The sequence below is a fragment of the uncultured Streptococcus sp. genome, from assembly GCF_963521255.1.
In the GTDB taxonomy this organism is placed as follows: domain Bacteria; phylum Bacillota; class Bacilli; order Lactobacillales; family Streptococcaceae; genus Streptococcus.
Window position 1 is genome coordinate 1 of sequence record NZ_CAUQTU010000005.1, and the last position, 11,945, is coordinate 11,945.

Annotated in this window: 17 protein-coding genes; 13 read left to right on the forward strand and 4 right to left on the reverse strand. The window is 38.5% G+C overall.

All coding sequences use genetic code 11. From position 1 onward, the window contains the following. Window positions 1-238 precede the first annotated feature (238 nt). The 5 genes from sodA (at window position 239) to RWP09_RS04745 (ending at window position 4,662) form a co-directional block, all read left to right on the forward strand. Window positions 239-844, forward strand: a complete 606-nt coding sequence (gene sodA / locus RWP09_RS04725; protein ID WP_000974733.1) for a superoxide dismutase SodA — start codon at window positions 239-241, stop codon at window positions 842-844. A gap of 156 nt (window positions 845-1,000) precedes the next feature. Continuing rightward, window positions 1,001-1,531, forward strand: coding sequence for a YutD family protein (locus tag RWP09_RS04730; protein WP_125411227.1), 531 nt, complete (start codon window positions 1,001-1,003; stop codon window positions 1,529-1,531). A gap of 20 nt (window positions 1,532-1,551) precedes the next feature. After that, entirely contained in the window at window positions 1,552-2,637 is a 1,086-nt protein-coding gene (gene rlmN / locus RWP09_RS04735; RefSeq protein ID WP_000804760.1) for a 23S rRNA (adenine(2503)-C(2))-methyltransferase RlmN, read from the forward strand. Beyond that, on the forward strand, window positions 2,637-3,119 hold the full coding sequence (locus tag RWP09_RS04740) for a VanZ family protein (RefSeq protein WP_314434551.1): 483 nt from the start codon (window positions 2,637-2,639) through the stop codon (window positions 3,117-3,119). The genes rlmN and RWP09_RS04740 overlap by 1 nt, the downstream gene beginning before the upstream one ends. Before the next feature lies 1 nt (window position 3,120). After that, window positions 3,121-4,662, forward strand: a complete 1,542-nt coding sequence (locus RWP09_RS04745) for an ABC-F family ATP-binding cassette domain-containing protein (protein ID WP_314434553.1) — start codon at window positions 3,121-3,123, stop codon at window positions 4,660-4,662. 139 nt (window positions 4,663-4,801) lie between these two features. On the opposite strand, the gene RWP09_RS04750 is transcribed toward RWP09_RS04745, so the two are convergent. The 3 genes from RWP09_RS04750 to RWP09_RS04760 all read right to left on the reverse strand — a co-directional run bounded on the left by RWP09_RS04750 (window position 4,802) and on the right by RWP09_RS04760 (window position 6,737). Further along, window positions 4,802-5,626 (reverse strand): peptidylprolyl isomerase, encoded by an 825-nt coding sequence (locus RWP09_RS04750; RefSeq protein WP_314434555.1) that lies wholly within the window; start codon window positions 5,624-5,626, stop codon window positions 4,802-4,804. A gap of 305 nt (window positions 5,627-5,931) precedes the next feature. Then, entirely contained in the window at window positions 5,932-6,156 is a 225-nt protein-coding gene (locus RWP09_RS04755) for a helix-turn-helix transcriptional regulator (protein WP_001041099.1), read from the reverse strand. Between the two features lie 2 nt (window positions 6,157-6,158). Then, entirely contained in the window at window positions 6,159-6,737 is a 579-nt protein-coding gene (locus RWP09_RS04760) for a DUF3796 domain-containing protein (protein ID WP_314434558.1), read from the reverse strand. Window positions 6,738-7,543: 806 nt separating this feature from the next. Between RWP09_RS04760 and rpsP the strand changes: the two genes are divergently transcribed. The 7 genes from rpsP (at window position 7,544) to RWP09_RS04795 (ending at window position 11,243) form a co-directional block, all read left to right on the forward strand. Continuing rightward, a complete protein-coding gene (gene rpsP / locus RWP09_RS04765) occupies window positions 7,544-7,816 on the forward strand; it encodes a 30S ribosomal protein S16 (protein ID WP_000268760.1) in 273 nt (90 codons plus the stop codon). A 19-nt stretch (window positions 7,817-7,835) separates the two neighbouring features. Next, window positions 7,836-8,075, forward strand: a complete 240-nt coding sequence (kphA, locus tag RWP09_RS04770) for an RNA-binding protein KphA (RefSeq protein WP_000379617.1) — start codon at window positions 7,836-7,838, stop codon at window positions 8,073-8,075. Window positions 8,076-8,187: 112 nt separating this feature from the next. Then, a complete protein-coding gene (locus tag RWP09_RS04775; RefSeq protein WP_314434560.1) occupies window positions 8,188-8,739 on the forward strand; it encodes a hypothetical protein in 552 nt (183 codons plus the stop codon). 107 nt (window positions 8,740-8,846) lie between these two features. Beyond that, window positions 8,847-9,635 carry an alpha/beta hydrolase gene (locus RWP09_RS04780; protein WP_314434562.1) on the forward strand — a complete coding sequence of 263 codons (789 nt, stop codon included), beginning with the start codon at window positions 8,847-8,849 and terminating at the stop codon, window positions 9,633-9,635. 30 nt (window positions 9,636-9,665) lie between these two features. Continuing rightward, a complete protein-coding gene (rimM, locus tag RWP09_RS04785; RefSeq protein WP_314434563.1) occupies window positions 9,666-10,184 on the forward strand; it encodes a ribosome maturation factor RimM in 519 nt (172 codons plus the stop codon). After that, complete coding sequence (gene trmD, locus RWP09_RS04790) at window positions 10,174-10,893, forward strand: tRNA (guanosine(37)-N1)-methyltransferase TrmD (protein ID WP_000686915.1); 720 nt, start codon at window positions 10,174-10,176, stop codon at window positions 10,891-10,893. The genes rimM and trmD overlap by 11 nt, the downstream gene beginning before the upstream one ends. Window positions 10,894-10,904: 11 nt before the next feature. Further along, window positions 10,905-11,243 (forward strand): ATP cone domain-containing protein, encoded by a 339-nt coding sequence (locus RWP09_RS04795; RefSeq protein ID WP_001196038.1) that lies wholly within the window; start codon window positions 10,905-10,907, stop codon window positions 11,241-11,243. Between the two features lie 29 nt (window positions 11,244-11,272). On the opposite strand, the gene RWP09_RS04800 is transcribed toward RWP09_RS04795, so the two are convergent. Further along, a complete protein-coding gene (locus tag RWP09_RS04800) occupies window positions 11,273-11,593 on the reverse strand; it encodes a hypothetical protein (RefSeq protein WP_314434566.1) in 321 nt (106 codons plus the stop codon). A 98-nt stretch (window positions 11,594-11,691) separates the two neighbouring features. Here RWP09_RS04800 and RWP09_RS04805 point away from each other — a divergent pair, with 98 nt between their 5' ends. Next, window positions 11,692-11,907, forward strand: a complete 216-nt coding sequence (locus tag RWP09_RS04805; RefSeq protein WP_000807422.1) for a YdbC family protein — start codon at window positions 11,692-11,694, stop codon at window positions 11,905-11,907. Window positions 11,908-11,945: the final 38 nt, after the last annotated feature.

Sequence of the window (11,945 nt, forward strand, 5' to 3'; positions counted from 1 at the left end):
TTGAGGTTGTAGATAAGACTGACGAAGTCAGCTCAAAACACTGTTTTGAGGTTGTAGATAAGACTGACGAAGTCAGTAACATATCTATGGCAAGGCGATGTTGACGCGGTTTGAAGAGATTTTCGAAAAGTATTATTAGAAAGTATGTCAGTGATTTCTTCATCTATAAGCAAAAAACTTGAAAAAAGTGAATGTTTACGTTATCATTTTCATATAGAAAGAAAAAGAGGTATTACAGATGGCTATTATCTTACCAGATCTTCCATATGCATACGACGCTTTGGAACCATACATCGATGCGGAAACAATGCATTTGCACCATGACAAACACCATCAAACTTATGTCAACAATGCCAATGCAGCTCTTGAAAAACACCCTGAAATCGGTGAAGACCTTGAAGCCTTGCTTGCTGATGTAGAATCTATTCCAGCTGATATCCGTCAAGCGCTTATTAACAATGGTGGCGGACACTTGAACCACGCTCTTTTCTGGGAATTGATGACTCCTGAGAAAACAGCTCCTTCAGCAGAACTGGCAGCAGCAATTGATGCAACATTTGGTTCATTTGAAGAATTCCAAGCAGCCTTCACTGCAGCAGCAACAACTCGTTTTGGTTCTGGCTGGGCATGGTTGGTTGTCAACAAAGAAGGGAAGCTTGAAGTGACTTCAACAGCAAACCAAGACACACCAATCTCAGAAGGTAAAAAACCAATCTTGGGCTTGGACGTTTGGGAACATGCTTACTACGTGAAATACCGCAACGTGCGTCCTGACTACATCAAAGCTTTCTTCTCAGTGATCAACTGGAACAAAGTAGATGAATTGTACGCAGCTGCTAAATAATGATAGTTGGAGGGAAGAATGGTTCTTCTCTTTTTTAGGTTATATGATTCTGGTCTGACAAAATCGTCAGACTTTTTTCATTTTTATGAGAAACGTGCTAACTGCTAGAAATTATGGTAGAATAAAGTATTAAGTAATCGTGGAAAAAGGATATCTATGCGAAAAGAAATTGCACCTGAATTATACAACTATAACAAGTTTCCTGGTCCTGAGTTCCATTTACATGGGGACAAGGTTGAAACGGAAGGGATAGCTTTTTCCTTGGTGGAAAATATCAAGGATGCCTTTGATGTGACGGCTTTTAATCAGCGTTTTTCAGAAGTCTTAACCAAGTTTGACTATATCGTGGGAGACTGGAGCAACGAACAGCTTCGCCTACGAGGTTTTTATAAGGATGATCGAACAGAAGAAAAACTTGAAAAAATCAGTCGTTTACAAGACTACCTTCTAGAGTATTGTAGTTATGGTTGTGCCTATTTTGTTTTAGAAAATGAAGCCCCTAAGCGAGCATCATTTGACAAGAAAATACGTAAAAAGGAAGAAGAACCATCTTCTAGAAAAGGAAAGAAACCGACTCAAACCAAACGAAAACCGAATGCAGATAAGAAAAATAGACGTCGTCAGAAAGACCAGCATTCTCAGAAAGAGGACAAGGGACAACGTCATTTTGTCATTCGTCAGAAGTGAGTAGAGAATAAGGAGAAGAAATGAAACCGTCAATTTATAGTTTAACACGTCAAACCATGCAGGAATGGGTTTTGGAGCAGGGAGAAAAGAAATTCCGTGCAGATCAAATCTGGGAATGGCTTTACCGTAAACGTGTCCAGTCATTTGAAGAGATGACCAACCTTTCCAAGGATTTGATTGCTAAGCTCAATGACCAATTTGTAGTCAATCCCTTGAAACAACGTATCGTTCAAGAGTCTGCTGATGGGACAGTTAAATACCTCTTTGAGTTGCCTGATGGTATGTTGATTGAGACTGTACTCATGCGCCAGCACTATGGTTTGTCAGTCTGTGTAACCACTCAGGTCGGCTGTAATATCGGTTGTACCTTCTGTGCCTCTGGTTTGATTAAGAAACAACGTGACCTCAATAACGGTGAAATCGTAGCGCAAATCATGCTGGTTCAGAAATACTTTGATGAGCGTGGTCAGGACGAGCGCGTCAGCCATATCGTTGTCATGGGTATCGGTGAACCATTTGATAACTACAATAATGTCTTGAATTTCGTCCGTACTATCAATGATGATAAAGGAATGGCCATCGGTGCTCGTCACATCACGGTTTCAACCTCAGGTTTGGCTCATAAAATTCGTGACTTTGCTAATGAAGGAGTTCAGGTCAATCTTGCCGTTTCCCTTCACGCACCAAACAATGAATTGCGTTCAAGCATCATGAAGATTAACCGTGCCTTTCCGATTGAAAAACTCTTTGCTGCTATTGAGTACTACATCGAAACAACCAATCGCCGTGTGACCTTTGAGTATATCATGCTCAATGAAGTAAATGACGGTGTAGAACAAGCCTTGGAATTGGCTGAATTGCTCAAGAACATCAAGAAATTGTCTTATGTCAACTTGATTCCTTATAACCCAGTTAGTGAGCATGACCAATATAGCCGTAGTCCCAAAGAGCGCGTCCTGGCCTTCTATGATACGCTTAAGAAAAAAGGAGTCAACTGTGTTGTTCGTCAAGAGCATGGTACTGATATTGATGCAGCTTGTGGACAGTTGCGTTCTAATACAATGAAACGTGACCGCCAGAAAGCAGTCGCAGCAGTCAATCCTTAATGATGAAGAAAACTTATAATCATGTTTTGGTCTGGGGAGTCATTTTCTATAGCATTTGTATCATTTACTTTTGCTTTACTCCTCAAGAACATTCTCCTGTGGGGGTGGAAACTCCAGGTATTCAGCATCTTGGACGCCTGGTTTTTCTTTTGACTCCTTTCAATTCTTTCTGGAAACTGGGTGAAGTGAGTGACATAGGACAATTATATTGGATTTTTCTACAAAATTTCCTCAATGTCTTCTTGCTTTTTCCTCTGATTTTCCAACTCCTTTATCTCCTTCCAAACTTGCGGAAAACAAGAAAAGTGCTCTTTTTTAGTTTTCTAGTGAGTCTTGGAATCGAGTGTACGCAGTTGGTCTTAGATTTTTTCTTTGATTTTAATCGCGTTTTTGAGATTGATGATTTGTGGACCAATACCTTGGGTGGCTATCTGGCTTGGCTTCTCTATAAACAATTACATAAAAACAAGATAAGGAATTAAAATGAGTATTTTAGAAGTTAAAAATCTGAGTCACGGTTTTGGTGACCGTGCAATTTTTGAAGATGTGTCCTTCCGTCTCCTAAAGGGGGAACATATCGGTCTGGTCGGTGCCAATGGTGAAGGGAAATCAACTTTTATGAGCATTGTGACTGGTAAAATGCTGCCAGATGAAGGGAAGGTTGAGTGGTCCAAATATGTAACCGCTGGTTACTTGGATCAGCACTCCGTCCTTGCTGAAGGGCAGTCGGTGCGTGATGTTCTCCGTACAGCTTTTGATGAGCTGTTTAAAGCAGAAGTCCGAATCAATGACCTTTATATGGAAATGGCTGAAGATGGAGCGGATGTTGATGCTCTCATGGAAGAAGTTGGCGAACTTCAAGACCGTCTGGAGAGTCGTGATTTCTATACCTTGGATGCTAAGATTGACGAAGTAGCGCGTGCCCTTGGTGTCATGGATTTTGGCATGGATACAGATGTAACTTCTTTGTCAGGTGGGCAAAGAACCAAGGTACTTTTGGCTAAACTCCTCCTTGAAAAGCCTGATATCTTGCTGTTGGACGAGCCGACCAACTACTTGGATGCTGAGCATATTGATTGGCTCAAGCGCTATCTCCAAAACTATGAGAATGCCTTTGTCCTTATTTCTCACGATATTCTATTCCTGAACGATGTGATTAATATTGTCTACCATGTGGAAAATCAACAGCTGACGCGTTATTCTGGTGACTACTATCAGTTCCAAGAAGTCTATGCTATGAAGAAATCTCAGCTAGAGGCTGCCTACGAACGTCAGCAGAAAGAAATTGCAGACCTTAAAGATTTTGTCGCACGAAACAAAGCGCGTGTTGCAACACGAAACATGGCCATGTCTCGTCAAAAGAAATTGGATAAGATGGACATCATTGAACTCCAAAGTGAGAAACCAAAGCCTTCCTTTGATTTTAAACCAGCTCGTACACCAGGGCGATTTATCTTTCAAGCCAAGGATTTGCAGATTGGATATGAACGTCCTCTGACTAAGCCACTAAATCTTACTTTTGAACGTAATCAGAAAGTTGCTATTATCGGGGCAAATGGTATCGGGAAAACAACTCTCTTGAAGAGTCTCTTGGGCATTATTCCACCAATCGCTGGGGAAGTGGAACGCGGTGACTACCTAGAACTTGGATACTTTGAGCAGGAAGTAGAAGGTGGCAATCGTCAAACACCACTAGAGGCTGTCTGGGATGCCTTCCCAGCTCTTAACCAAGCAGAAGTTCGTGCAGCCCTTGCCCGTTGTGGTTTGACAACCAAGCATATCGAAAGCCAAATTCAGGTCTTGTCAGGTGGGGAACAAGCCAAGGTTCGTTTCTGTCTCTTGATGAATCGTGAAAACAACGTTTTAGTGCTGGACGAGCCGACCAACCATTTGGATGTGGATGCCAAGGATGAACTCAAACGTGCTCTTAAAGAATACAAGGGATCTATTCTTATGGTCTGTCACGAACCAGACTTCTATGAAGGCTGGATGGACCAAATCTGGGATTTTAATAATCTAACTTAAAAATGAGGATAAAAGAAATACAGTACCGAATGTGGGTACTGTATTTTTTGGTTTTTAAGATTTAATACTCTTCGAAAATCAAATTCAAACCTCGTCAACGTCGCCTTGCCGTACTCAAGTACAGCCTGCGGCTAGTTTCCTAGTTTGCTCTTTGATTTTCATTGAGTTTAAAATCGTAGTCTTTCACCACTTCGATGCTGTCGATTGTGATAGCAGTAGTTGGCTTGTCTTTCTCATCTTTTTCGGCTTTAGCAATTTTATCTACAACATCCATACCGTCAATTACTTGACCAAAGACTGGGTGTTTGCCATCTAGACTAGGGTTTCCCCCTTCTTTATAGGCTTCGATGATTTTCTTTGGATACTTGCTTGTAGGGAGTTTAGCAGAGGTATCTGTAGAGTTTTGGTTGATGAAGAACTGGCTACCATTGGTGTTTGGTTGACCAGTATTAGCCATAGAAAGAGCACCACGGATGTTATAGAGATAAGGAGTAATCTCGTTTTTGAAACCAGTTCCCTTGTCTTTAGTCTTATCCTTGTCATGCCAGATGGACTGACCACCTGTACCGTCCCCTTTTGGATCTCCAGTTTGAACCATGAAGTCATCGATGACACGGTGGAAGGTAATGCCGTTATAGTAGCCTTCTTTGGCATGAGTAAGGAAGTTTTCAACCGCTAGAGGAGCGAGTTTAGGGAAGAGTTTGATACGGATATCTCCTTGGCTTGTGTGGAGAATCACTTCGGCTTCATCTTCAGCAACTTCCTTAGAAAGTTGTGGGAAATTGGCGTTTTCGTTTGTTAAAGCATCGTTTAACTCCTTGGCAGATTGGGCAGCTACTTTGGAACTTTCTTCAGCAGCAAGACTGGAATCAACATAGTCATCACCACGCAGACTACGTTGGATACTGCTACATCCAGCAAGGGCTACAGTTGATAGTAAAAGAAGGGTTGCTAGTTTTTTCATTCTATTCCTCTCAAAAATTCATTTCTACCATTGTACCCTAAAAGGAAGTGGATTTCAAATATTAGTGACAAGACAGTTTAAGAGGAAGACAACCAGAAAGTCGCTTGCTTAGGGGCATCAATGCCATAAGTGTACTCAAAGTATTTAGGGAACCAGATCTTAAGAAAGCTCGTAAAGCATCACAATTAGTAAACGTTAATTCGAAAGAATTACTATATTTTAAAAGAGAACATTTTCAAAGGATTTTTTCTTTTGCCTTCAATTCCTAATTAATCAATGAACTTAATACTAGGTCTCGAAAAGAATTATGCTTCCTCTTTCTGTCTGAGTTCAAAGAGGTCTTCTACTTTCAGATTAAAAACTTGAGCAATTTTAAGAGCCATTTCCAGCGAAGGGTTGTAACGATTATTTTCCAAGTGCAGAATTGTCTCGCGTCGCATGCCGATGCGGTCGGCTAACTCCTGCTGGGTCATGCCTGTGGACTCACGAACAGATTTGAGATTAGTAATAATCTTGCTTTCTTTGGCCATGCTTATCCTCTACGTTCCAAGATAAAATAGACAACCGCAAAGATGCAAATCAAGGCAGCTATGCTAATAAATATCTGTCCCATGTAAAGAGTGAGAGACCCCATATACCCAATGATAACTGCTAGGATCATCAGTGCGCCTAGTATAAAAACAAACACCAAGCTAGCTGCCTTTGCTAAATTAGCATAAAAGCGTTCGTCCGGAGTTTCCTTGACATTTTTTAAAGAGAAAAGACCAAATAGAATCACTTCAATAACGAGGATAATTCCCAAAATCCATTCTCTAATACCAGAACTTACGCTAGGGGTCGCAACCCAAATTCCTACTGTATAAAAAATGCTTGCTGCAAACACAAGTATCGTGTAAAGCTTAGCAGACAAGTCAAAAATAATCTTTTCCTTACCTTTCTGACTCTTATGTAGCCAGCTACAAATAGCTACAATTTGACCTGACACTGAAATACCAGTAATAACTAACTTGGGTCCCCAACTAAGATTAGAACCAAATAAAACAATAAAATCAATAAAGAGAGCTACGGCAATCATTGCAATGAGGCCACGCATTTTTTGACTTTTTTTCATGATAGACTCCTTTTTTGTGTTATAAATATATAACATTTAAATATTATGTTATAAATATATCACACTTAAATTTAGAAAGCAAGAATTTTATGTGTCAATGTGGTAATTATTTGAAAAAATTTTTTAATAAAAGCTCTCGCTAGTCAAACAACTAAAGAATTCTTTGAAGCAATGCATCGGATTTGGTTTTGATAGTTTCGTTAATAATATTTTATGATAAAATTTTTTGGAAAATCTAGATATTGTATGAATCTCTACTTTTTTTCTTAGACTGTTATAAACTCTGTCAGAATAAGCTTTGTAGGTGTAGAAGTTAATTTTTACAGAACTAAATTATTCCCCTATTTAGAATCTATTAATTCATATTTTATAAATTAAGTTAGTAGATATCATTCTTAAAATCCTTGATATTTCGCTTGGGAACAGGCTTAGGATTTAGGAGCCAAGCATTCAAATCACGTTCAAGTGAGATGAAGGGTTTGAGTTGATGGTCTTTATAAAATGTTTCTAATACTCTTCGAAAATCAAATTCAAACTACGTCAGCTTTGCCTTGCCGTACTCAAGTACAGCCTGCGGCTAGCTTCCTAGTTTGCTCTTTGATTTTCATTGAGTATAAAATAGTATTCACGGCTAGCTTCTTTCAAACATTTATTTCCTACTTCTAACAAATTAATAAATGGTTTAAAAATTTTATAGTCTGTCAAGTTTTTTTCTTGACACCTGCTAGAAATCTGATATAATAGAACATGTGCTAAATAGCTCAGCTATTTCACCGAAATAAAAAATAAGAAAAGAGACTTTAAAAATGGCAGTTAAAATCCGTTTGACTCGTATGGGTTCTAAGAAAAAACCTTTCTACCGTATCAACGTAGCAGATTCACGTTCACCACGTGACGGACGTTTCATTGAAACAGTTGGAACTTACAACCCACTTGTTGCTGAAAACCAAGTAACTTTGAAAGAAGACCGAGTTCTTGCATGGTTGGCTGATGGAGCTCAACCTTCAGATACAGTACGTAACATCCTTTCAAAAGAAGGTGTATTGAAGAAATTCCACGATTCTAAATTCTCAAAATAAGTTTAAAGTAGGTTGACAGATGGATACGATTGAAAATCTCATTATTGCGATTGTGAAACCCTTGATTTCACAACCAGATGCCTTAACTATCAAGATTGAAGATACACCAGAGTTTTTGGAATACCATTTGGATCTTGATCAAAGCGATGTGGGTCGTGTAATCGGTCGTAAGGGTCGCACTATTTCTGCGATAAGAACGATTGTCTACTCTGTCCCAACTGAAGACAAAAAAGTAAGAATCGTTATTGACGAAAAATAAGAAGGGCGAGACGAAGGTCTCGCTTTTTTGTGTGGAGAAGTGTAAAATAGCATCTATCAAGTAACAGCATAATCGGGATTTGGAAAGATGTTTGAAGGGGAACTGGAAAAGAATGAACATTGATTTTATTTTAAACATAGATTGGGCAATGTACATTGATTGGTTATTGCGAATTTTACAGATTTCGACTTTTATAGGTGTAATTTTAAAAATTAGTTTTCAGAATAAGGCCTATATCAATAATATCGAAATTCAGGTAATTAAACCAATCGAATTTGATTCCTTACATACGAGATTTCATCATATATATGAGTTTAAACATGATGAAAATGATAAACATTATAACCATTTGATTTTTTATCCAAAGGAAGTTGATATTGAAATTATAGAATTTTATTCTTTAATCTATGATTCAAAAAGTAATCGTTTAGTTGATAATGATAAACTGCATACAGTTCAAAATTTAAAGAATTATACATGCTTATTGATTCATACAAATTTACCAGAGAATATGCCTAGTTTAAGAATGAAATGGAAAACAAGTCAGGGTGAAATTGGGGAATATACATTTTATAGCAATATGTATAACGGGAATGTAAATATCTCATCTTTCAAATATAAATTAACATTAAAGAGGAAAATATTAGCACTTTTTGGACTATAGCGACCCCTCTATGTATTTTCCTCTAACTTGAGAAAATCTTTGGAACGTGATAAAATAAAGGATAAGGATTTTTAATAATTCATTATATAGAATGAGTGGATTTCTTTATGAAGAGGTTTGAAGTATCTACAGAAATTGGTAGTCTCTCTGTTACTTATCAAAAACAAAAGAAAATGCTAGTTTGTTTAAGTGGCGCAGGTTTGCTACCAAGTTATGAAAATTTTTCACTTATACTTGAAAAACTTCCTCCTACAATTGGTTATTTGACTATTGATTTTCCGAACACAGGTAGGAGTCCGATTCATGACCAAGCTGGAAAAAATCTAGATAATCTTGCAGATGCGGTTTATGAAGTACTTGAAGAATTAGGGATTTCTGAATATATACTTTGTGCACATAGTTTGAGTGGAATTTTAGCTTGCAAATTACTCAAGAAACCAATTAAGTGTCATGCTTTAGTAGCAATTGAACCGACAACTAAAAACGTCATGTTTGCTGATTTTTCAGAAAATCCTTATCCAGAAATGGAAGAGCAGATGAGGCTGATTGACGAGTGTGGTCCTGAACTTTATTTTAAGAACTTAACTCAAGCCACATTTAGCCCTGAAACTAATAAAAAAATCTGGGAAATAATGCAAGAAAAAGGTTCAGAGTTGGAAAATCAAGATCCAGGATTTCAGATATCTGGAGAGATTACTGAGGAAGATTTTGAGAATTTGTCGATAGAAGCTTATACCCCTGTATTTATTTTTTGTCAGGCTTATAGAGAAAAAGAGTACAGAGAATCAGAATATTGGACTTCCAATACTAAACTCATTTTAGGAGGGAATCACCATTATTTACAGTGGTCTGAATCCGAAAAAATTGCGACTATTATTCGAGAATTGTCAGAATAAGATGGAAAGAAGGAGACTACAGGAGACAAGATGAACTACTTTAATGTTGGGAAAATCGTCAATACGCAGGGGTTGCAGGGTGAGATGAGAGTCTTGTCTGTGACGGATTTTGCAGAAGAACGGTTTAAAAAAGGGGCTGAGCTGGCCTTATTTGATGAAAAAGATCAGTTTGTCCAAACAGTGACTATCGCTAGTCACCGTAAACAGAAGAACTTTGACATTATTAAATTCAAAGATATGTACCATATCAACGCTATCGAAAAGTATAAGGGATATAGTCTCAAGGTTGCTGAGGAAGATTTAAATGACCTAGACGATGGTGAATTCTACTATCACGAGATTATCGGTTTGGAAGTCTATGAGGGAGAGAACCTGATTGGAACCATCAAGGAAATCCTACAACCAGGTGCTAACGATGTCTGGGTGGTCAAGCGAAAAAGTAAACGTGACTTGCTCTTGCCTTATATCCCACCAGTGATTCTCAATGTTGATATTCCAAATAAACGGGTCGATGTGGAAATCTTAGAAGGATTAGACGATGAAGATTGATATTTTAACCCTTTTTCCAGAGATGTTTTCTCCGCTGGAGCACTCAATCGTTGGAAAGGCTCGAGAAAAAGGGCTCTTAGATATCCAGTATCATAATTTTCGAGAAAATGCTGAAAAGGCTCGTCATGTAGATGATGAGCCCTACGGAGGTGGTCAGGGGATGTTGCTCCGAGCTCAACCCATTTTCGATGCTTTCGATGCTATTGAAAAGAAAAATCCGCGCGTCATTCTCCTCGATCCTGCTGGGAAACAGTTCGATCAAGCTTACGCTGAGGATTTGGCTCAAGAGGAAGAGCTAATCTTTATCTGTGGGCACTATGAGGGCTATGATGAGAGAATCAAGACACTGGTGACGGATGAGATTTCTCTAGGAGATTATGTCTTGACTGGTGGTGAGTTAGCGGCCATGACAATGATTGATGCTACGGTACGCTTGATTCCAGAAGTAATCGGCAAGGAGTCTAGCCACCAAGATGATAGTTTTTCTTCAGGCCTCCTTGAATACCCTCAGTACACACGTCCCTATGATTATCGAGGCATGGTTGTCCCAGATGTTCTGATGAGCGGTCACCATGAAAAGATTCGCCAGTGGCGATTGTATGAGAGTTTAAAGAAAACCTACGAGCGCAGACCGGATTTGCTTGAACATTATCAACTGACAGCAGAAGAAGAAAAAATGCTGGCAGAAATTAAAGAAAACAAAGAATAAAGGAGATACCTATGCAAGTAATCAAACGTGATGGAGAAATTGCTGAATTTAATCCAGACAAGATTTACCAAGCTATCTTAAAGGCAGCCCAGACTGTCTATGTATTGACAGATGATTTGCGTCAAAACCTTGCACAAGTCACTAAGAAAGTGGTTTTGGATTTGGAAGAAGCCAAGGTGGAACGTGCTACCATCAGCATGATTCAGTCTTTGGTTGAACATCGTTTACTGGGTGCAGGTTACATTACCATTGCAGAACACTACATTTCCTATCGTCTACAACGTGACTTGGAAAGAAGTGGTTATGGAGACCATATCGCTGTTCATTTACATTTTGAACAAATTCGCTAAGAAAAAGAGTGGGATGAAGCAACTACATCTCACTCTTTCTTAAATCTATTTTTTTGAGCTGTTTGGACAGTTGAAGGGACAAATCGCAGGCGTTGAATATCGCTTATGCGGATAATACGGCTTACATTTTTAGCAAAATTTTTCACGATAATTTGCTGGCGTTGCTGATCGTATTTGATGATGTCACCTGTAAAGCTTGTCTCAGACAAGATAAGGTGAACAGCGGTTTGTTTCTGGATAGCCTCTTCAATAGTGGCTGTAAGGGAGTTGGTTTCAGTCTGGTCAGGTTGGTCATGTCCATTTAAAAAGTCATGTATTTTATCTAGAACTTGATGGAATTTATGTTTCATATTGGCCTCCCTTCTTTTATATCAATATTATATAAAATTTTCCTAAAATCTACAAGATTTTACGAATAAACTAATGAAAGCTAAAAAAGGAGAAGAAAATGGCAGAATTTACATTTGAAATTGAAGAGCACTTGTTGACTCTTTCTGAAAATGAAAAAGGTTGGACTAAGGAAATCAACCGGGTGAGCTTTAATGGTGCCCCTGCAAAGTTTGATATTCGTGCTTGGAGTCCAGATCATACTAAAATGGGCAAAGGGATTACTCTTTCCAATGAAGAATTTCAAACAATGGTGGATGCCTTTAAAGGCAACTAAGTTTTCAAAATGAAAGAAAAGGATACTGAGTCATGACA

Bases quoted from the DNA above. Each gene is read 5' to 3' on its own strand.
- sodA (WP_000974733.1), top strand. From the start codon at position 239: ATGGCTATTATCTTACCAGATCTTCCATATGCATACGACGCTTTGGAA.
- RWP09_RS04730 (WP_125411227.1), top strand. From the start codon at position 1,001: ATGCGAAAAGAAATTGCACCTGAATTATACAACTATAACAAGTTTCCT.
- rlmN (WP_000804760.1), top strand. From the start codon at position 1,552: ATGAAACCGTCAATTTATAGTTTAACACGTCAAACCATGCAGGAATGG.
- RWP09_RS04740 (WP_314434551.1), top strand. From the start codon at position 2,637: ATGATGAAGAAAACTTATAATCATGTTTTGGTCTGGGGAGTCATTTTC.
- RWP09_RS04745 (WP_314434553.1), top strand. From the start codon at position 3,121: ATGAGTATTTTAGAAGTTAAAAATCTGAGTCACGGTTTTGGTGACCGT.
- RWP09_RS04750 (WP_314434555.1), bottom strand. From the start codon at position 5,626: ATGAAAAAACTAGCAACCCTTCTTTTACTATCAACTGTAGCCCTTGCT.
- RWP09_RS04755 (WP_001041099.1), bottom strand. From the start codon at position 6,156: ATGGCCAAAGAAAGCAAGATTATTACTAATCTCAAATCTGTTCGTGAG.
- RWP09_RS04760 (WP_314434558.1), bottom strand. From the start codon at position 6,737: ATGAAAAAAAGTCAAAAAATGCGTGGCCTCATTGCAATGATTGCCGTA.
- rpsP (WP_000268760.1), top strand. From the start codon at position 7,544: ATGGCAGTTAAAATCCGTTTGACTCGTATGGGTTCTAAGAAAAAACCT.
- kphA (WP_000379617.1), top strand. From the start codon at position 7,836: ATGGATACGATTGAAAATCTCATTATTGCGATTGTGAAACCCTTGATT.
- RWP09_RS04775 (WP_314434560.1), top strand. From the start codon at position 8,188: ATGAACATTGATTTTATTTTAAACATAGATTGGGCAATGTACATTGAT.
- RWP09_RS04780 (WP_314434562.1), top strand. From the start codon at position 8,847: ATGAAGAGGTTTGAAGTATCTACAGAAATTGGTAGTCTCTCTGTTACT.
- rimM (WP_314434563.1), top strand. From the start codon at position 9,666: ATGAACTACTTTAATGTTGGGAAAATCGTCAATACGCAGGGGTTGCAG.
- trmD (WP_000686915.1), top strand. From the start codon at position 10,174: ATGAAGATTGATATTTTAACCCTTTTTCCAGAGATGTTTTCTCCGCTG.
- RWP09_RS04795 (WP_001196038.1), top strand. From the start codon at position 10,905: ATGCAAGTAATCAAACGTGATGGAGAAATTGCTGAATTTAATCCAGAC.
- RWP09_RS04800 (WP_314434566.1), bottom strand. From the start codon at position 11,593: ATGAAACATAAATTCCATCAAGTTCTAGATAAAATACATGACTTTTTA.
- RWP09_RS04805 (WP_000807422.1), top strand. From the start codon at position 11,692: ATGGCAGAATTTACATTTGAAATTGAAGAGCACTTGTTGACTCTTTCT.